This is a genomic window from Pseudomonas sp. DR 5-09 (assembly GCF_001655595.1).
GTDB classification, from domain to species: Bacteria; Pseudomonadota; Gammaproteobacteria; order Pseudomonadales; family Pseudomonadaceae; genus Aquipseudomonas; species Aquipseudomonas pharyngis.
Genome location: NZ_CP011566.1, coordinates 6,057,897 through 6,077,084, shown reverse-complemented (window position 1 = coordinate 6,077,084; position 19,188 = coordinate 6,057,897). Strand labels below are relative to the sequence as shown.

20 protein-coding genes are annotated in these 19,188 nt (G+C 61.5%); 13 read left to right on the top strand and 7 right to left on the bottom strand.

Annotated elements, in window-relative coordinates; genetic code table 11:
• Positions 1-63: 63 nt before the first annotated feature.
• Positions 64-642 (bottom strand): DUF6436 domain-containing protein, encoded by a 579-nt coding sequence (locus tag PDR5_RS27420; protein WP_064600217.1) that lies wholly within the window; start codon positions 640-642, stop codon positions 64-66.
• 97 nt (positions 643-739) lie between these two features.
• Here PDR5_RS27420 and PDR5_RS27415 point away from each other — a divergent pair, with 97 nt between their 5' ends.
• The gene (locus tag PDR5_RS27415; RefSeq protein ID WP_064600214.1) at positions 740-1,693 is read left to right on the top strand and encodes an alpha/beta hydrolase; all 954 of its coding nucleotides are present in this window, start codon (positions 740-742) and stop codon (positions 1,691-1,693) included.
• Positions 1,694-1,812: 119 nt separating this feature from the next.
• Here the strand turns inward: PDR5_RS27415 and PDR5_RS27410 are convergent, their stop codons facing one another.
• Positions 1,813-2,565 (bottom strand): DUF2059 domain-containing protein, encoded by a 753-nt coding sequence (locus PDR5_RS27410; protein WP_064600211.1) that lies wholly within the window; start codon positions 2,563-2,565, stop codon positions 1,813-1,815.
• A gap of 108 nt (positions 2,566-2,673) precedes the next feature.
• On the opposite strand from PDR5_RS27410, the gene PDR5_RS27405 reads away from it, so the two are divergent.
• Complete coding sequence (locus tag PDR5_RS27405; RefSeq protein ID WP_007953495.1) at positions 2,674-3,306, top strand: 2OG-Fe(II) oxygenase; 633 nt, start codon at positions 2,674-2,676, stop codon at positions 3,304-3,306.
• A gap of 1 nt (position 3,307) precedes the next feature.
• Positions 3,308-3,793, top strand: a complete 486-nt coding sequence (locus tag PDR5_RS27400) for a DUF523 domain-containing protein (RefSeq protein WP_064600208.1) — start codon at positions 3,308-3,310, stop codon at positions 3,791-3,793.
• A gap of 11 nt (positions 3,794-3,804) precedes the next feature.
• Here the strand turns inward: PDR5_RS27400 and PDR5_RS27395 are convergent, their stop codons facing one another.
• Positions 3,805-4,383 (bottom strand): transporter substrate-binding domain-containing protein, encoded by a 579-nt coding sequence (locus PDR5_RS27395; protein ID WP_064600205.1) that lies wholly within the window; start codon positions 4,381-4,383, stop codon positions 3,805-3,807.
• 132 nt (positions 4,384-4,515) lie between these two features.
• Between PDR5_RS27395 and PDR5_RS27390 the strand changes: the two genes are divergently transcribed.
• Entirely contained in the window at positions 4,516-4,941 is a 426-nt protein-coding gene (locus PDR5_RS27390; RefSeq protein ID WP_064600203.1) for a DUF4399 domain-containing protein, read from the top strand.
• Positions 4,942-5,003: 62 nt separating this feature from the next.
• Here the strand turns inward: PDR5_RS27390 and serA are convergent, their stop codons facing one another.
• Entirely contained in the window at positions 5,004-6,233 is a 1,230-nt protein-coding gene (gene serA / locus PDR5_RS27385; RefSeq protein WP_007953487.1) for a phosphoglycerate dehydrogenase, read from the bottom strand.
• A gap of 204 nt (positions 6,234-6,437) precedes the next feature.
• Between serA and PDR5_RS27380 the strand changes: the two genes are divergently transcribed.
• The 4 genes from PDR5_RS27380 to PDR5_RS27365 all read left to right on the top strand — a co-directional run bounded on the left by PDR5_RS27380 (position 6,438) and on the right by PDR5_RS27365 (position 10,720).
• Positions 6,438-7,832 (top strand): FAD-binding oxidoreductase, encoded by a 1,395-nt coding sequence (locus tag PDR5_RS27380; protein WP_064600200.1) that lies wholly within the window; start codon positions 6,438-6,440, stop codon positions 7,830-7,832.
• A gap of 40 nt (positions 7,833-7,872) precedes the next feature.
• Positions 7,873-8,538 (top strand): fumarylacetoacetate hydrolase family protein, encoded by a 666-nt coding sequence (locus tag PDR5_RS27375; protein WP_007953483.1) that lies wholly within the window; start codon positions 7,873-7,875, stop codon positions 8,536-8,538.
• A gap of 223 nt (positions 8,539-8,761) precedes the next feature.
• Complete coding sequence (locus tag PDR5_RS27370) at positions 8,762-9,685, top strand: SdiA-regulated domain-containing protein (RefSeq protein ID WP_064600197.1); 924 nt, start codon at positions 8,762-8,764, stop codon at positions 9,683-9,685.
• Positions 9,686-9,802: 117 nt separating this feature from the next.
• Positions 9,803-10,720, top strand: coding sequence for an SdiA-regulated domain-containing protein (locus PDR5_RS27365; protein ID WP_064600195.1), 918 nt, complete (start codon positions 9,803-9,805; stop codon positions 10,718-10,720).
• Between the two features lie 84 nt (positions 10,721-10,804).
• Here PDR5_RS27365 and rpiA read toward each other — a convergent pair whose 3' ends face one another.
• Positions 10,805-11,479, bottom strand: coding sequence for a ribose-5-phosphate isomerase RpiA (gene rpiA, locus PDR5_RS27360; protein ID WP_007953476.1), 675 nt, complete (start codon positions 11,477-11,479; stop codon positions 10,805-10,807).
• Between the two features lie 148 nt (positions 11,480-11,627).
• Here rpiA and ilvA point away from each other — a divergent pair, with 148 nt between their 5' ends.
• Together ilvA and PDR5_RS27350 are read left to right on the top strand one after the other, a co-directional pair.
• Positions 11,628-13,142: a threonine ammonia-lyase, biosynthetic gene (ilvA, locus tag PDR5_RS27355; RefSeq protein ID WP_011336426.1), complete on the top strand. Its 1,515-nt coding sequence runs from the start codon at positions 11,628-11,630 to the stop codon at positions 13,140-13,142.
• A 41-nt stretch (positions 13,143-13,183) separates the two neighbouring features.
• Positions 13,184-13,597: a DUF2269 family protein gene (locus PDR5_RS27350; RefSeq protein WP_039767881.1), complete on the top strand. Its 414-nt coding sequence runs from the start codon at positions 13,184-13,186 to the stop codon at positions 13,595-13,597.
• 104 nt (positions 13,598-13,701) lie between these two features.
• Here the strand turns inward: PDR5_RS27350 and PDR5_RS27345 are convergent, their stop codons facing one another.
• Positions 13,702-14,358 (bottom strand): HAD family hydrolase, encoded by a 657-nt coding sequence (locus PDR5_RS27345; protein ID WP_064600192.1) that lies wholly within the window; start codon positions 14,356-14,358, stop codon positions 13,702-13,704.
• A gap of 143 nt (positions 14,359-14,501) precedes the next feature.
• On the opposite strand from PDR5_RS27345, the gene PDR5_RS27340 reads away from it, so the two are divergent.
• Together PDR5_RS27340 and ptsP are read left to right on the top strand one after the other, a co-directional pair.
• Positions 14,502-14,981, top strand: coding sequence for an RNA pyrophosphohydrolase (locus PDR5_RS27340; protein ID WP_003229203.1), 480 nt, complete (start codon positions 14,502-14,504; stop codon positions 14,979-14,981).
• A gap of 22 nt (positions 14,982-15,003) precedes the next feature.
• Positions 15,004-17,283: a phosphoenolpyruvate--protein phosphotransferase gene (ptsP, locus tag PDR5_RS27335; protein ID WP_064600191.1), complete on the top strand. Its 2,280-nt coding sequence runs from the start codon at positions 15,004-15,006 to the stop codon at positions 17,281-17,283.
• Positions 17,284-17,486: 203 nt separating this feature from the next.
• Here the strand turns inward: ptsP and PDR5_RS27330 are convergent, their stop codons facing one another.
• Positions 17,487-18,233: an NRDE family protein gene (locus tag PDR5_RS27330; RefSeq protein ID WP_064600189.1), complete on the bottom strand. Its 747-nt coding sequence runs from the start codon at positions 18,231-18,233 to the stop codon at positions 17,487-17,489.
• 131 nt (positions 18,234-18,364) lie between these two features.
• Here PDR5_RS27330 and PDR5_RS27325 point away from each other — a divergent pair, with 131 nt between their 5' ends.
• Positions 18,365-19,147, top strand: a complete 783-nt coding sequence (locus PDR5_RS27325) for a sulfite exporter TauE/SafE family protein (protein ID WP_064600187.1) — start codon at positions 18,365-18,367, stop codon at positions 19,145-19,147.
• The last annotated feature ends 41 nt before the right edge of the window (positions 19,148-19,188 follow it).

Below are 19,188 nucleotides of genomic sequence, written 5' to 3'. Positions count from 1 at the left end.
TGCAAACAATTAGCACACGCCTCGTGTGCTGCGCATCGCCGTCCTTGAAATGTCCGGAATGCCTTACTTCGCCTCAGCCGGCCACGGGCAGTAGCAACCGACCGCCAACGTATGAGTCGCATTGACCGGGCGATCATCACTCAACGCTTGCAGGATCGGTTCGATAAAACTGTTGCTGGAGTTGCACGTCAGGCCTTCGCTGTACGGGCCGAAGTACGCCAGTCTGCCGCTGCGGTCCCAGATCGCCACGGCCGGGCTGGCGGGAATCTGTTCCGAGCCGGGCAGCACCGCGATGGTTTTAAGATTGCTCAGGGTGGCGGGCAACTGGCCGTGGCTGCCGGCCTTCTGCACGGCAAAGAATTCCACGCCTCTGGGGCCGAACTGTTCGACCATCTCGGTCAGGTGCTGTTGGTTGCCGACGTTGCATGGGCAGGCGGGATCCCAGAAGTGCACCAGACGGATATTGCCGGGGCCGGCGAGGTCGTCGGGCAAGCGCAGCGGGTCACCGGAAAATACCGCAGTGTGTTCGCTGAACGCCCGCAGGTAGCGGCCCTGAAACCAGTCGTACGCGGCCCACAGCACGCCGGCACACACGATGGCGAGCAGGCTGGCAAACAGTGCGGTGCGGTAGGGCGAACGCATGGTTTTGATTCCTCGAAGGCCGGCTAGCTTGCCATGCTTGCCGCGACAGATGAATATCGCAGGCCGATAAAGTCCGTTTACCGTTCTGGAATTGCCCATGTCTGTTGCTTTCGATCCCGATCATCTGCGTGCGAGCCTCAAGCCTCTGGCCGAGTGGCAGCCGTTGTCCGAGGAGGCGAAGGCGTATCAGCGGTTCTACAAGACCGACTTTCCGGAACGTGATGTCTGGCGCGGCATGGGCCGGTTCGACATCGATGGCTATCAGCTGGTCAGCCATTGCTGGTGGCCGGCGGAAACGGCCAGGGCCACGCTGTTGCTGGTGCACGGTTTTTATGACCACACCGGCCTGTACCGGCATGTGATCGAGTGGGCGCTGGATCAGGGCTTCGCCGTGATTGCCTGCGATCTGCCGGGGCATGGTCTGTCCAGCGGCGAGCGGGCGAGCATCCGTGACTTCTCGGAATATCAGGATGCGCTGCAAGGCCTGTTCGCCGAGGCGCGCTCGATGGCCCTGCCGCAGCCTTGGCACCTGTGCGGGCAAAGCACCGGCGGGGCGATCATTGTCGATCACGTGCTCAATCATGGTGAAAACAGCCCGGCGCAGGGGCAGTTGATTCTGCTGGCGCCGCTGGTGCGTCCGCGTGCCTGGGGCTGGTCGCAGTTCAGTTATTACCTGCTCAGGCCTTTTGTCAGGGGTATCGCCCGGCGTTTCAGCGAGAACTCCAATGACCCGGATTTCCTGCCGTTTCTGCAGGCCGATCCGTTGCAGCCAAAACGCTTGCCGACCGCATGGGTCGGGGCGTTGTCACGCTGGATCAACCGGGTTGAATACGCGAAGAAAAGTCCGCGCCGGCCACTGATCGTTCAGGGCCAGGCGGACATGACCGTGGACTGGCAGCACAACCTGCAGGTGTTGAAGTGGAAGTTCGACCGACCACAGATTCTGTTGCTGGCCGAGGCGCGGCATCACCTGGCCAATGAGACGGCGGAAATGCGCGAGGAGTATTTCGAGTTCTTGAGCAAGCGGATCAATGGGCGGAATCACTCGTGATCCTGAGGGCCCTTTCGCGAGCAAGCCCGCTCCCACATTTAACCGTACTCATCCAGCATCAACTCGGTCGAATGTGGGAGCGGGCTTGCTCGCGAAGGCGGTCTGTCAGGTCGTAAAGATCACTGGGTGAGATTCGAGGTGCTCTGACCGACGGCCAGCCCGGCGCGGATCGCGGCCAGCGCGGCCTGATAGTAAGCCTTGCCTTCGGTGGATTCGGCAAAGGTCGCGAACTCTTCCAGCTCTTCATCCGACAGATCGCGATAGACGTACAGCAGCGTATTGTTCAGATCGGCACCGATCTGATCCATCAGACGCTGGCGTTGACCATTCAACATGCCCTGGGCCTGACCGCCGCCGAGCAGGCCGGGGATCATCGAGCTCAGGCTGTCCGCCGCCACGCCGGCAATCGCCAGGCTGACTTCGGCACCGGCTTCACGGGCGGGCAGGGCCTGGGCGAGGTGGCCGATGATCAGCAGGCGGCTGTCGCTGGCCGGCATCTTCGGCAGGCCCTTGGCGTTCTTTGCCAATTGATCGCGACGGGTCGCCAGCAGTTCGGCGGCGACGATCTTCTTGCCCAACGGAGACTGAAAGAACGACAGGGCCGGTTGCGGATCGGCGAGGTTCTTGCGCAGCTGCGCTTCGGCGCGTTGATCCACGGCCTGGGGGGCGAAGCGCTGGTTGCTGTTGTTCACCAGCGCCTGAAACACCGCCGGCGGCAGGCTGTTCTGGTAACGCTGCTGCGCGGCACTCAGGGCGTCGTTGAAATGCGCGCGTTGTTCTGGCCAGCCGGCGACCTTGTACAACTGGTCGTGGCCGTCCGCCCAGGCGGGCAAAACGCAGAACATCAACATTGAAAAAAGCAAACGGCGCATAAGGACTCCTGTCGGCAGCCGACTATTCTCCGTGCGGTGCCAGTACTTGTCGAGAATTCGTATCAAGCCGCCGCGTGGCTCTGTCGGATTTCTTGCCGCAGGCATACTATGCGCGCCATGCAAATATCCTCTGATCACCCGCTGCTGTTACGTATCGTCGACGACCTGGCCGAGCGCGGCTGGTCGCAGCAGAACATTTTCCTGCCTGCGGATTTGACCCGCGCACTGGCGGCCGAGTGCCGCAAACGTGACGCCGAAGGTGAACTGGCGCCGGCGGGGGTCGGACGTGGCCCGTTTTCGGAGATCCGCGAGGGGATTCGTGGCGACCATATCCAATGGATCGACCCCGGTCAGGCCGAGGCCAGTGACCGTTACCTGAACCTGATGGACAGCTTGCGTGAAGCGCTCAACCGGGGCCTGTTCCTCGGGCTGGAAGACTTCGAGTGCCACTTCGCCCTGTACCCGCCGGGTGCTTTCTATCGCAAGCATGTCGACCGTTTCCGCGACGATGACCGGCGCATGGTCTCGGCGGTGATCTACCTCAATGACGGTTGGCTGCCGGAGGATGGCGGGCAACTGCGTATGTACCTGGAGAATGACCGCGTTCATGACGTACAGCCTACGGGCGGTTGTCTGGTGGTGTTTCTCTCCGGCGAAGTCCCTCACGAAGTATTGCCAGCCAGCCGCGAGCGGCTGTCGCTGACAGGCTGGTTCCGCCGCCGTGGCAACGAGCCGTTCTGAGATGCACAGGATTCTGGTCAGTCGCTGCCTGCTGGGCCATCGCGTGCGTTACGACGGTGGGGCCAGCGGGCCGTTCGATCTGCTGGAACAGTGGATTGCCGAAGGGCGCGTAGTGCCGCTGTGCCCGGAAGTCGCCGGTGGTTTGCCGACGCCACGCGCGGCAGCGGAGATTCCGGGCGGGCAGGGCAGCGAAGTGCTGGACGGGCTCGCCTCGGTGATCACCACCGACGGCGAAGACGTCAGTGCGCAGTTTCTCGACGGCGCGCACCAGGCGCTGGCGCTGGTGCAAAAGCACGGGATTCGGGTGGCGGTGCTCAAGGCCAACAGCCCGTCGTGCGGGAATCTGTTGACCTATGACGGCACGTTCAGCGGGGTGAAGGTGAGTGGCGAGGGGGTGACCGCTGCGTTGCTGAAGCGCCATGGGGTGCAGGTCTTCAGCGAACTCGAACTGCCGCAAGCCGCACAGGCCCTAAGCTTGCTCGACTAGTCACGCTCACTTCAGTTTTCCGTAGCCTGCACACTCAACCACTTCTGCGACAACGCCTCCAGCCGCCCATCCGCCCTGATCCGCTGCAAGGCATTCTCCAGACTCGCGTGAAACGCCGGGTTGCCCTTCTGAAACGGAATCGCCAGATCTACCGGCGGACCGACCTTCGGTTTCTCTTCTGTCAGCGTCTGCACCAGTACCATCGGCCGGGGCTGCTCGTCCTTTTTTGCCAGCAATTGTGCATTCACCTGGGTGTAAGGCTCGCTCACGTCGAAACGATCCTTGAGCTCCGGGGTCAGTGCTATGTGGTTGAGCGCGACGTCGTACTTGCCGCTTTCGACGCCCTGGAGCAGATCGGCTTCGTCAGTGACGATGAAGTCGGCGCGTACATCCAGTTCGTTGGCCAGCAGTTGCCCAAGCTCGACCTCGAACCCCGTGAGCGTGTCGCCGTCCTTGAAATTGAAGGGCGGTGTATTAGCCTCAAGGGCTATGCGCAACTCGCCACGGTCGTTGACGTCATCAATCAGTTCGGCGTGAGCCAGAGGGCTCAGAAGGGGAAGCAGGCAGATCAGGCCAGGCAGAAAACGCATGGTCACTCCTTTGAAATCGATATCGGCCTGTTTTCCAGGCTCGCTTTGCTATGGTTGTCGAGTGCCTTCGACAACGAATGGTCATGAAGTTGTCATGACCGTGCGGATTTTACGGAAAAACTGGAGAAGAAAATGAAAAGCTTTATGTCACGTGCAGCGTTGGCCGGTGTGCTGATGGGTGTTTCGGTACTGGCCAGTGCGGCCACACCGGCACCGAAGGGCGCCGAAGTGTTCATCGTTTCTCCCGAGGACGGAGCCACGGTTCCGCAGACCTTCACGGTCAAGTTCGGTGTAAAGAACATCGCGCTGGCACCGGCCGGTGACGTCACCAAGAACACCGGCCATCACCATCTGCTGATCGATGCCAAGGAAATCGTTCCGGCCGGCTCCGTCGTACCGACCGACGCCAACCACATGCACTTCGGCAAGGCGCAGACCCAGGCCGACATCAAGCTCGCGCCGGGCAAGCACACCCTGCAACTGGAGCTGGGTGACAGCGGCCACATGGCGTTCGATCCGCCGATCGTGTCGAAGAAGATCACCGTCAACGTCGAATGACGTTGTCGCGAGCATGAAAAAGGGAGCCCCGAGGGCTCCCTTTTTTGTCGCTCAACGCCGGATCAGAACAACACGCGGCTACGGATGGTGCCGTTGACGTGTTGCAGCTTCTCTTGCGCCAGCTCCGAGTACTCGGCGTCGACGTCGATCACCACGTAGCCGACCTTCTCGTTGGTCTGCAGGAACTGACCGGAGATGTTGATGCCGTTTTCGGCGAAGACCTTGTTGATCTCGCTCATCACACCCGGGATGTTCTCGTGGATGTGCAGCAGGCGGTGCTTGCCAGGGTGAGCCGGCAGGGCCACTTCCGGGAAGTTCACGGACGATACCGAAGTACCGTTGTCGCTGTACTTGACCAGTTTTTCTGCCACTTCCAGACCGATGTTGGCCTGCGCTTCAGCGGTGGAACCGCCGATGTGCGGGGTCAGGATCACGTTGTCCAGGCCACGCAGCGGGCTTTCGAACTCTTCGTCGTTGGAACGCGGCTCGACCGGGAACACATCGATGGCGGCGCCGATCAGGTGCTTGTCCTTGATCGCAGCGGCCAGGTGATCCAGCTCGACCACGGTGCCGCGTGCAGCGTTGATCAGGATGCCGCCCTTCTTGATGGCGCGGATTTCCTTCTCGCCGATCATCCACTGGGTCGCAGCGGTTTCCGGAACGTGCAGGGTGACGATGTCGGACATGCCCAGCAGCTCGTGCAGGTTGCCGACCTGGGTCGCGTTGCCCAGTGGCAGCTTGGTCACGGTGTCGTAGAAGAACACCTGCATGCCCAGACCTTCGGCCAGGACCGACAGCTGAGTACCGATCGAGCCGTAGCCGACGATGCCCAGTTTCTTGCCACGGATCTCGAAGGAGTTGGCTGCGGACTTGATCCAGCCGCCACGGTGGCAGGAAGCGTTTTTCTCAGGGATGCCGCGCAGCAGCAGGATCGCTTCGGCCAGCACCAGCTCGGCAACGGAGCGGGTGTTGGAGTACGGCGCGTTGAACACGGCGATGCCGCGCTCGCGGGCCGCTTCCAGGTCAACCTGGTTGGTGCCGATGCAGAAACAGCCGACCGCGACCAGCTTCTTCGCGTGATCGAAGATCTCTTCGGTCAGCTGGGTGCGCGAACGAATGCCGATGAAGTGAGCGTCAGCGATCTTTTCCTTGAGCTGGGCTTCCGGCAGGGAGCCTGTCAGGTATTCGATGCTGGTGTAGCCCGCCGCCTTGAGGACGTCGACAGCCGATTGGTGGACGCCTTCGAGAAGAAGGAACTTGATCTTGCTCTTATCGAGAGAAGTCTTGCTCATCTGCGTAAACCTGTATCCCGGAGAAAAATGGCAGGAAATGGTCAACAGACATTGACCTGGACGACAAGAAAGCCGTCACCGCAGAACCGGCCTTGGGCACTGGCCTGCGGGGTCGGTATGCTAGCATAGCCACCCCGCTAAACACTCATTCCTGCGACGTGAAGCGTTCTCAGGATGACCATGAATTGTTCGAGAGTTCCGTCGATGACCAATCCTGCCCTGATTGATGAACTGAAGACCCTGGTCGAACCTGGCAAGGTCCTGACCGATGCCGACTCCCTGAACGCTTACGGCAAGGACTGGACCAAACACTTCGCCCCGGCGCCCAGCGCCATCGTGTTTCCCAAGACCATCGAGCAGGTGCAGGCCGTCGTCCGCTGGGCCAACGAACACAAAGTGGCGCTGGTGCCGTCGGGCGGGCGCACGGGGCTCTCCGCCGCAGCCGTGGCGGCCAATGGCGAAGTGGTCGTGTCGTTCGACTACATGAATCAGATTCTCGACATCAACCTGACCGACCGCACCGCCGTCTGTCAGCCGGGCGTGGTCACCGAGCAATTGCAGAACGCGGCCGAAGAACATGACTTGTACTACCCGGTGGACTTCGCTTCGGCAGGTTCCAGCCAGATTGGCGGCAATATCGGCACCAATGCCGGCGGGATCAAGGTCATTCGCTACGGCATGACCCGCAACTGGGTGGCGGGCATGAAAGTCGTGACCGGCAAGGGCGATGTGCTGGAACTGAACAAGGATCTGATCAAGAACGCCACCGGTTATGACCTGCGGCAGCTGTTCATCGGCGCCGAAGGTACTCTCGGTTTTGTGGTCGAGGCCACCATGCGCCTGGATCGTTCGCCGAAAAACCTGACCGCGATGGTCCTCGGCACCACCGATTTCGATTCGATTATGCCGGTGCTGCACGCCTTCCAGGGCCGGCTCGACCTGACCGCGTTCGAATTCTTCTCCGACAAGGCCTTGGCCAAGGTCATGGGCCGTGGCGATGTCCCGGCGCCGTTCGAAACCGCTTGCCCGTTCTATGCGTTGCTGGAATTCGAGGCGACCACCGAAGAAGTGGCCAACACCGCCCTGGAAACCTTCGAGCATTGCGTGGAGCAGGGCTGGGTGCTGGACGGCGTGATGAGCCAGAGCGAAACCCAGTTGCAGAACCTGTGGAAGCTGCGCGAGTACATCTCCGAAACCATCTCCCACTGGACCCCGTACAAGAACGACATCTCGGTCACCGTCTCGAAAGTCCCGGCGTTCCTGCAGGAAATCGACGCGATCGTCGGCGAACACTACCCGGACTTCGAAATCGTCTGGTTCGGCCACATCGGCGACGGCAACCTGCACCTGAACATCCTCAAGCCGGACAACCTGAGCAAGGACGAGTTTTTCGCCAAGTGCGCCACCGTCAACAAGTGGGTGTTCGAAACCGTCGAGAAGTACAACGGTTCGATTTCCGCCGAACACGGCGTGGGCATGACCAAGCGCGACTACTTGACCTACAGCCGCTCGCCGGTGGAAATCGAATACATGAAAGCGGTCAAGGCGGTGTTCGACCCTAACGGCATCATGAACCCGGGCAAGATTTTCGCGGTTTGATTGGCAATCCCTGATGAATCAATAAAGGCAGGAGTCGGTAATGAGCTATCAGCACCAGTATGTCGACGGTACGCGGATTCATTTTCCGCTGGGGAAAGTGGTGTGCATCGGCCGTAACTACGCCGAACACGCCAAGGAACTGGACAACCCGGTGCCTACCGAGCCGTTGCTGTTCATCAAGCCGGGCAGTTGCGTAGTGCCGCTGGAAGGCGGTTTCAGCATTCCGACCGAGCGTGGCTCGGTGCATTACGAGGCGGAAATCGCCGTGTTGATCGGCAAGCCGCTGTCGACCAAACCGAGCCGTGAAGAAGTGCTGGACGCGATCTCCGGTTTCGCCCCGGCGCTGGACCTGACCCTGCGTGACAAGCAGGCCGAGCTCAAGTCCAAGGGCCTGCCGTGGGAAATCGCCAAGTCGTTCGACGGCGCGGCGGTGATTGCACCGTTCGTGGTCGGCAGCACTTTCGCCGATCTGACCGACATCGGCATTCGCCTGACCATCAACGGCGAAGTGCGCCAGGACGGCAACAGCAGCGCGATGCTCAACCCGATCGTGCCGATGATCCAGCACATGGCCGGCTGCTTCTCGCTGCAGGCCGGTGACGTGATCCTGACCGGTACGCCGGTGGGTGTCGGCCCGCTGAACGTTGGCGATGAGATCGTGCTGGAACTGCCGGGCGCCAGTCGCTTCACCAGTAGCGTTCGCTGATCCGTACGTCGCGTTCCCAAGCGGGAGATTGCAGGTTTGAGCTCAGCCCTCAAGCCTGCAATCTCCCGTTTTCGTTTTGTGATGCGGCCTGCAAAGACGCAGGGCATTCCGGCCATTTGCCGTTTTTTTCACATTCTGTCCGGATAATTCCGGTCATTCTGGCGTCTGAGCCGGCCTCTTTGTGCTATTACCCGTAGCCTGAATTTTCGGAACGCGTCCTTTGATGTCATCTCAAACTCAGCTCAAACCCGCCCGCCGTTCACGCTTCGCCCTGCGCTGGTATTCCTGGTTGTTGCTGGCAGCCGCCGCTGTGTACGGGCTGGCGTTTGCCATGCATTGGGATGACCGGGGTGTGCTGTGGCTGCTGGAGCGTTTCGAAAGCCCGTCCGAGAAGCAGGAAAGCGTCTGGCTCCCGGACTACCGGGTGGTCATCGACGCCAAGCTGCTGCCGGGGATGGAAAAGGACGAAGCTTCGGATCTGTCCTATAACCCCCAGACCAAAACCCTGTTTTCGGTGATGGGCAAGAATCCGTTTCTGGTCGAGCTGACCCTGCAGGGCGACGTGTTGCGCAAGATGCCCCTGGTGGGCTGGAGCAATCCGGAAGGCCTGACGGTGATGGAAAACGGCTTCATGGCGATTGTCGATGAGCGCGAGCACCTGCTCTCCATCGTCAAGGTCGATGCCGACACCCGCGAACTGAAGCGCGACGATTTCCCGAAATACGACCTCGGCCCCTCGAAAGACCAGAACAAGGCCTTCGAAGCCATCACCTGGGACGCCCGCAACCAGCAACTGCTGCTGGGCGAAGAGCGTCCACCCGCGCTGTTCACCTGGAAAAGCGACGGCAGCCAGAAGCTAATGGGTGACAAGCAGAAACTCGACAGCGACGAGCTCGATATTCGTAACCTGTCGGCCCTGGCGATCGACCCGCGCACCGGTCACACCCTCGTGCTGTCCGCCGATTCGCACCTGTTGCTGGAGCTGGACGAAAAGGGCGAACAAGTCAGCTTCATGACCCTGCTCGGCGGTTTCAACGGTTTGAAGAAAACCATTCCCCGCGCCGAAGGCGTGACCATGGACGAGGCGGGCTCGCTGTACATGGTCAGCGAGCCGAACCTGTTCTACCGCTTCGAAAAACAGAAGTAATTACTCCTACAGAGATTGCAGATCTGTGCAGTTGTGGCCTGAGGCAAGTGGCCATTAAGCTTCAGTTCAGACAGGCGTGATATTTCATCCGCCTGTTTTGACTCCGAGCCTGCCCGAATGCGTCGACTTGCCCGTCCCAAGCCTCTGTTCATCATCCTGTCGGTGATTGCCCTGATCGCGTTGATTGCGATCGGCCAATACATGCGCCTGTTCGAGCGTGCCTGGTTCAACCTGCATACGCTCTGGCAGCCGATGAGCAGCCAGTCCATCGGGCTGGATCAATATCGGGCAGAGATTGAAGCGAAAGTCATCGATGGGCTGAACGACGACGTGTCCGCGCTGACCTACGATCCGGTGCGCAAGAGCCTGTTCACCGTGACCAACAAGAATGCCGAACTGATCGAGCTGTCGCTGGACGGCACGATCCTGCGCCGTGTCGCCTTGATCGGCTTCGGCGATCCGGAGGCGGTGGAGTTCATCAGCGCCGACACCTATGTGATCACCGACGAGCGCCAGCAGCGCCTGATCAAGATCCATCTGGAGCACGACACCACGTTCCTTGATGCGGCGGACGCCGAGCAAATGACCCTCGGTGTGCACATGAGCGGCAACAAGGGGTTTGAAGGCCTGGCGTACGACTCGGTGGGCAAGCGCCTGTTCGTGGCCAAGGAGCGGGACCCGATGCTGATCTATGAAGTGCACGGTTTCCCGCACTTCAATCCGGAAAAATCCTACGCAGTACACGTGATCAACAATCCCAAGCGCGATGCCGGGATGTTCGTGCGCGATCTGTCGAGCCTGCAATACGACGAGCGCAGCGGTCATTTACTGGCGCTGTCCGACGAGTCGCGGCTGATTCTGGAACTGGATGTGGACGGGCGCCCGTTGAGCACCATGTCGTTGAGCGGTGGCCGGCAGGGTCTGAAGAAAACCGTGCCGCAGGCGGAAGGTATCGCGATGGATGACGATGGGACGTTGTATCTGGTGAGCGAGCCGAATCTGTTTTATGTCTTCAGGAAGCCTGCGCAGAACTAACCAGCACCATCTAACAATGTGGGAGCTAGCAAACTGGCTCCCACAGTTTTTTCATCTGCCCACCAAAATACGGGCAGTTTCGGCTTACTCAGCCTTCAGTGTTTTCACACCTTCGGAAGTACCCAGCAACAGCAGATCCGCCGGACGCGCCGCGAACAGGCCGTTGGTGACCACGCCGACGATCGCATTGATCTGCGCTTCCAGCTCCACCGGATTGGTGATCTGCAGATTGTGCACGTCGAGGATGATGTTGCCGTTGTCGGTCAGCACGCCTTCGCGGTAGACCGGGTCGCCGCCCAGTTTCACCAGTTGGCGGGCCACGTGGCTGCGGGCCATCGGGATCACTTCCACCGGCAGCGGGAACGCGCCCAGCACCGGCACCAGTTTGCTGGCGTCGGCGATGCAGATGAAGGTCTGGGCGACGGCCGCGACGATTTTCTCGCGGGTCAGGGCTGCGCCGCCGCCCTTGATCAGGTTCAGGTGTTCGTCGCTTTCATCGGCGCCGTCGACGTAGAACTCCAGGTTGCTCACGGTGTTCAGCTCGTACACCGGAATCCCGTGGCCCTTGAGGCGCGCGGCGGTGGCTTCGGAGCTCGCGACCGCGCCATCGAACGCGCCCTTGTGCTGGGCCAGGGCGTCGATGAAGCAGTTGGCGGTGGAGCCGGTGCCGACGCCGACGATGCTCTTGTCGTCGAGTTTCGGAAGGATGAAGTCGACGGCAGCCTGGGCCACGGCCTGTTTGAGTTGATCCTGGGTCATGCGGGCTCCGGAAGCGGGCAAGGTAAGAACGGAAAGGCCGGCATTATAGCCTCAAGCCGGGCTAAAACCTCGGGATTCGTGTGGTCGTGCGCCCGAAAGCCGGGTTAGACTCGTTGGCCCTGCCCAACCCGCTCAGTGATGCTTTCCGATGCTCGAACAGTACGTCAAGAAGATCCTCACCTCGCGCGTTTATGACGTTGCCGTAGAAACCCCGCTGCAGAACGCCCGCCAGCTCTCCGAGCGGCTGGGCAACGACATCTGGCTCAAGCGCGAAGACTTGCAGCCGGTGTTCTCGTTCAAGATTCGCGGCGCCTACAACAAGCTGACCCAGTTGAGCGACGAAGAGCGCGCTCGCGGCGTGGTCACCGCGTCGGCGGGCAACCATGCACAGGGCCTGGCCCTGGCGGCGAAAGTGTTGGGCGTGAAAGCGACCATCGTGATGCCCAAGACCACCCCGGAGATCAAGGTCGAAGGCGTGCGCTCGCGCGGTGGCAAAGTGGTGCTGCACGGCGATTCCTTCCCGGAAGCGCTGGCCTACTCGCTGAAGCTGGTCGACGAAAAAGGCTACGTCTACATCCACCCGTACGATGATCCGCACACCATTGCCGGGCAGGGCACCGTGGCGATGGAAATCCTGCGCCAGCACCCGCAGCCGCTGGATGCGATTTTCGTTCCGGTGGGCGGCGGCGGTCTGATCGCCGGCATCGCGGCCTACGTGAAATACCTGCGTCCGGACATCAAGGTCATCGGCGTCGAGCCCGACGACTCCAACTGCCTGCAAGCGGCGATGGCGGCAGGCGAACGCGTGGTGCTGCCGACTGTAGGCATCTTCGCCGACGGCGTGGCGGTGGCGCAGATCGGCCAGCACACCTTCGACATCTGCAAGGATTACGTCGACGAGGTGATCACCGTCAGCACCGACGAGATCTGCGCGGCGATCAAGGACATCTACGACGACACCCGTTCGATCACCGAACCGGCCGGCGCCCTGGGCGTGGCCGGGATCAAGAAGTATGTCGAGCAGCGCGGCGTCAGCGGCCAGACCTTCGTGGCCATCGACTCCGGGGCCAACGTCAACTTCGACCGCTTGCGCCACGTCGCCGAGCGCGCCGAACTGGGTGAAGGCCGCGAAGCGATCATCGCCGTGACCATCCCGGAGAAGGCCGGCAGCTTCAAGGCGTTCTGCGAGGCCATCGGCAAGCGCCAGATCACCGAATTCAACTACCGCTATAACAATGGCAGCGAAGCGCACATCTTCGTTGGCGTGCAGACCCACCCGGACAACGACCCGCGCAGTGCACTGCTGGCGAGCCTGACCGAGCAGGGTTTCCCGGTGCTCGACCTGACCGACAACGAACTGGCCAAACTGCACATCCGCCACATGGTCGGCGGTCGCGCCGCGCACGTGGTCGATGAAGTGGTGCTGCGCTTCGAGTTCCCGGAGCGTCCGGGCGCGCTGTTCAACTTCCTCAACAAACTAGGTGGTCGCTGGAACATCTCGATGTTCCACTACCGCAACCACGGAGCAGCAGACGGACGAGTAGTGGCGGGCCTGCAAGTGCCCCACGACGAACGTCATCTGGTGCCCGCAGCCCTTGAGGAAATCGGCTACCCGTACTGGGACGAAAGCGACAACCCGGCCTATCAGCTGTTTCTTGGCTGAACGGCTACGCTGATGGGTATGGCCCAAGGAAAGAGAAATACATGGAAACCCTGACCACCCTGAAAGTCCTTCACGTCGCGGCGACCGTGGTAATCCTGGCGAGCGGGCTCGGGCTCGCCGCTGCTTCCTGGCGTAATCGCAGCGAAGGGCCGGCCAGCACGATGCAGCGACCCTGGCTGTTCGTCTGGTGTCTGATGCTGATCGGCGTGCTCAGCATGCCTTTCACCGGCTGGTGGCTGGTGCACCTGGTTGGCTGGCCACTGGGGCAGTTCTGGATTCTGGGGTCCAGCGTGATCTATGCCGTGGCCACCTTTAGTGCGGTCTGGCTGCTTGTTCGGCTTAATCGGCTGTGGACAAGCGGGGTCGGCAACCGGAAATTCAATCTGGCGCTGGCGATTGTCAGCGGCGTCGGATTTCTGGCCATTGCGGCGTTGATGGGGGCCAAGCCGGTTTGAGGCTTGGCACCGTGTCGACCCGTTCGCGAGCAGGCTCGCTCCCACATTGATCTGATGCGTTCACAAATTCCTTGTGGGAGCTGGCCTTGCCAGCGATGGCGATATCAGCCGCGCAGACTGATGACGGGCCAGCCACGTTTCTCGGCTTCGGCCAGCAGGTTCGGATCCGGGTCGACTGCCACCGGATTCGCCACCTGCTCCAGCAGCGGCAAGTCGTTCATCGAGTCGCTGTAGAAGTAGCTGCCTTCCAGCGAATATCCGGTTTCTTCCAGCCAGCGGTTCAGGCGCGTCACCTTGCCTTCGCGGAAGCACGGCACGTCGGTGCTGCGTCCGGTGTAGCGACCGTCCTGCATCTCGCACTCGGTGGCGATCAGGGTTTCGACGCCCAGGCGCACCGCAATCGGCGCGGTGACGAAGCGGTTGGTGGCGGTGATGATCACCAGTTTGTCGCCGGCGTCGCGGTGCTTTTGCAGCAACTCAAGCGCTTTCGGCAACATGATCGGCTCGATGCAGTCGCGCATGTAATCGCTGTGCCACTGCTCAAGCACGGCCATCTCGGTGCGGCCGAGGATTTCCAGGCAGAAGTTCAGGTACGCCGCGTTATCCAGTTTGCCCGCCAGGTAATCCTGATAGAACTCGTCGTTGCGCGCCTTGTAGGCGATCGGGTCGAGGAAGCCGCGTTCGCACAGATAATCGCCCCAGGCGTGATCGCTGTCGCCGCCCAGAAGGGTGTTGTCCAAATCGAATAAAGCCAGGCGCATTGCAGTTACCCGCTGAAAAGTCAGTAAAAAGGCCACAAGAATACGGTCTTTTCACAAGAGTGCACATAAGCTCGGAACCTTCGTTGCCGCCTTCACAACCTTTGTGGAACAATGCGGCGACATGCGTTTGCGAGGTTGTTGCCGTGATCGACCCCGATGGTTTCCGCCCTAATGTCGGGATCATTCTGACGAATGACGCCGGCCAGGTGCTATGGGCTCGCCGTATCAATCAGGATGCCTGGCAGTTTCCGCAAGGGGGAATCAACCCCGAGGAGACGCCCGAAGACGCCTTGTACCGCGAGCTGAACGAAGAAGTTGGCCTGGAACGCGAAGATGTTGAAATTCTCGCCTGTACCCGGGGCTGGTTGCGCTATCGTTTGCCGCAACGTCTGGTGCGAACCCACAGCCAACCGCTGTGCATCGGCCAGAAACAGAAATGGTTTCTCCTGCGCCTGATCTCCAACGAGCAGCGGGTGCGGATGGATTTGACCGGTAAACCGGAGTTCGATGGCTGGCGCTGGGTCAGTTATTGGTATCCGTTGGGCCAGGTGGTGACATTCAAGCGCGAAGTGTATCGCCGCGCTCTCAAAGAGCTTGCCCCGCGCCTTTTAGCGCGCGACTGACGACGGAGTTCGACCCCGAGCCATGCTCAATACGCTGCGCAAGATCGTCCAGGAAGTTAACTCCGCCAAGGATCTCAAGGCGGCGTTGGGGATTATTGTATTGCGCGTCAAAGAGGCCATGGGCAGCCAGGTCTGCTCGGTCTACCTGCTTGATCCAGAGACCAACCGCTTCGTGCTGATGGCCACCGAGGGCTTGAACAAGCGCTCGATCGGCAAGGTCAGCATGGCACCCAACGAAGGTCTGGTCGGCCTGGTCGGCACGCGTGAAGAACCCCTGAACCTCGAAAACGCCGCGGATCACCCGCGCTACCGCTACTTCGCCGAGACCGGCGAGGAGCGCTACGCCTCGTTCCTCGGGGCGCCGATCATTCACCACCGCCGCGTCGTCGGCGTGTTGGTCATCCAGCAGAAAGAACGCCGCCAGTTCGATGAGGGTGAAGAAGCCTTCCTCGTGACCATGAGCGCGCAGCTCGCGGGCGTAATCGCCCACGCCGAGGCCACCGGCTCGATCCGTGGTCTGGGCCGTCAGGGCAAGGGCATCCAGGAAGCCAAGTTCGTCGGCGTGCCGGGTTCGCCGGGTGCGGCGGTCGGTACCGCGGTGGTCATGCTGCCACCGGCGGATCTGGACGTGGTGCCGGACAAGACCATCACCGACATCGACGCGGAACTGGCGCTGTTCAAGACCGCCATCGAAGGCGTGCGCGCCGACATGCGTGCGTTGTCGGCCAAACTGGCGACCCAGCTGCGGCCGGAAGAGCGCGCGCTGTTCGACGTCTACCTGATGATGCTCGACGATGCCTCGCTGGGCAGCGAAATCACCAACGTGATCAAGACCGGGCAGTGGGCCCAGGGCGCACTGCGCCAGGTCGTGACCGACCACGTCAACCGTTTCGATCTGATGGACGACGAGTACCTGCGGGAGCGGGCGTCGGACGTCAAGGACCTCGGCCGCCGGCTGCTCGCCTATTTGCAGGAGGAGCGTCAGCAGAATCTGGTCTACCCGGAAAAAACCATTCTGGTCAGCGAAGAACTGACGCCGGCGATGCTCGGCGAGGTGCCGGAAGGCACGCTGGTCGGTCTGGTGTCGGTACTCGGTTCGGGCAACTCCCACGTCGCGATCCTTGCCCGGGCCATGGGTATCCCGACTGTAATGGGTCTGGTCGATCTGCCGTACGCCAAGGTCGACGGCATCGAAATGATCGTCGACGGCACCCGGGGCGAGGTTTACACCAACCCCAGCGAAGTGCTGCGCAAGCAGTTCACCGAGGTGGTGGAGGAAGAGAAGCAACTGGCGCTGGGGCTCGATACCCTGCGCGACCTGCCGTGTGTGACCCTGGACGGCCACCGCATGCCACTGTGGGTCAACACCGGCCTGCTGGCGGACGTGGCGCGAGCGCAGAAGCGCGGCGCCGAAGGCGTCGGCCTGTACCGCACCGAAGTGCCGTTCATGATCAACCAGCGCTTCCCGAGCGAGAAGGAACAACTGGCGATCTACCGCGAGCAGCTTGCCGCGTTCCACCCGCAACCGGTGACGATGCGCAGCCTGGACATCGGCGGTGACAAGTCGCTGTCGTACTTCCCGATCAAGGAAGACAACCCGTTCCTCGGCTGGCGCGGGATTCGCGTGACCCTCGACCACCCGGAAATCTTCCTGGTGCAGACCCGCGCGATGCTCAAGGCCAGCGAAGGCCTGAACAACCTGCGGATCCTGCTGCCGATGATCTCCGGCATCCACGAGCTCGAAGAGGCGCTGCACCTGATCCATAGGGCGTGGGGTGAAGTGCGCGACGAAGGCACCGACGTGCCGATGCCGCCGGTGGGCGTGATGATCGAAATTCCTGCGGCGGTTTACCAGACCAAAGAGCTGGCGCGGATGGTGGACTTCCTGTCGGTTGGCTCCAACGACCTGACCCAGTACCTGCTGGCGGTGGACCGCAACAACCCACGGGTGGCCGATCTCTACGACTACCTGCATCCGGCGGTGCTGCAAGCCCTGCAAACCGTGGTGCGCGACGCCCATGCCGAAGGCAAGCCGGTGAGCATCTGCGGCGAGATGGCCGGTGACCCGGCGGCCGCGGTGCTGTTGATGGCGATGGGTTTCGACAGCCTGTCGATGAACGCCACCAACCTGCCGAAGGTGAAGTGGATGCTGCGCCAGATCAACCTGAGCAAGGCCAAGGATCTGCTGGCGGAACTGATGACCATCGACAACCCGCAGGTGATCCACAGCTCGCTGCAACTGGCGCTGAAGAACCTCGGGTTGGCGAAGATGGTCAATCCGGCGGCTGTAAAACCCCTCTGAATCATTGGCGTATTCAAAAGCCACCCCTCACCCCAACCCTCTCCCCAAAGGGGAGAGGGGGAAAGGGAGCAGATCTCCACGCTGTTCAAAACCTGAGTTCGACTCAATAGATCAGGTCGATGTACCTCGAAAGAACAACTCGGTCGGCTCCCTCTCCCTCCGGGAGAGGGCTGGGCGGGCGGCGTTCCGATGAGGGCTTGCTTTTAAAGGTAAATCTCAACTTCCCCCAAGTGCCCGCCATACGGCCCGAAACTCCGCTCAACCATCCGCCGCGTCCCGTCCGCCTGCACAATCAACGCCGTACTCGCCCGCGTCCCATAGCTCTGGCTGGCAATAAACACACTCGACAACAACGACTCGGTCGCCAGCCCCACGCCGGTGTCCGGCAGCTCGGTAAACGGCGCGGTCTGGGCATCGCTCAATAAGGCCAGCAGCCGCTCGGGCTGCGGATCATCCAGCACCGCACTCAATGCCGCCTTCGCCTTGAGCAGTTTCGGCCACGGCGTATCCAGCCCGGCGTTGGACAGACCATAGACGCCGGGCTGCAACATCACCGGTTCCGAAGACCGCGCATTGAAGTGCCACAGCTCGTTGGCATTGCCCAGCAGCAGGTTGAAGCCGGCATAGTCCGGCGAACGGGCGACAACGTCGGACAAATAGTCATCGATCGACAGGTTTCCGGTCAGAAATCCCGCCACCAGCTCGCCCCGAGAACGTCGCGCCGGCGGCTGATGTGGATCGCGAATGTTGGTCAGCGCTGCGAAGCGACCGTTGGCGCCCAGGCCGAGCCAGGTTCCCCCAGCCTCGAGATCGCGACCGGCGTGAACCTGCGGCGACTCGGGCCACTGGGCCAGCGGCAGGCTGGGCCTGGCGTAGAACTCGTCACGGTTGGCCGCGACGATCAGCGGCTGGGCATGCCCCGGCCGCCAGGCGAAAACGATCAGGCACATAAGGTGGTCCTTGTGTGTTTTTTGCCCACTCTACGCAGACATCGTCCGTGCATCCATCGCCAGTGGAGCCGAAGGGTATCCATCCGTTACCATGCCGCTCCGGTTTTGGGGACGCGCCTTGGGAGGCAGTCATGGAATTTCTGCTCTATCTGGCGCTGGGCGCCTGTGCGGGCGTACTGGCCGGGCTGTTCGGGGTGGGCGGCGGGATCATCATCGTCCCGGTGCTGGTGTTCAGTTTCACCTTGCAGGGTTTCGATCCGTCGATCCTGACCCATCTGGCGGTCGGCACGTCCCTGGCGACGATCATCTTCACCTCGATCAACGCCGTGCGTGAGCATCACCGGCGCGGTGCGGTGCGCTGGCCGATCTTCCGCTGGATGACCGTGGGCATTCTGCTCGGCGCCGGTTTCGGTGCATTGACCGCCGAAGCGATCTCCGGCCCGAACCTGCAAAAGATCATCGGTGTGTTCGCCCTGATAATCGCCGCGCAGCTGGCGCTGGACGTCAAACCCAAGGCCAGCCGAACGGTGCCGGGCAAACTCGGTCTGACCGTGGCCGGCAGTGTGATCGGCTGGGCGTCGGCGATTTTCGGGATTGGCGGCGGCTCGCTGACCGTGCCGTTCCTGACATGGCGCAGCGTGCCGATGCAGCAGGCGGTGGCGACCTCGTCGGCCTGTGGCCTGCCGATCGCCGTCGCCAGTGCAATAAGTTTCATGATTCTGGGCTGGCATGATCCGTTGCTGCCGGCCCATAGTCTCGGTTTTGTGTATTTGCCGGCGCTTTTGGGCATTGCCCTGACCAGCATGGTGTTCGCCCGTCTCGGCGCGCGGCTGGCGCACAGGTTGTCGCCGAAGTTGCTGAAACGGCTGTTCGCGGCTTTGCTGTTTTGCGTGGGCCTGAGCTTTCTGTTCTGAGCCGTGTGTTTTGGCAGGTCGCAATCCTGGCTTAATCCTGA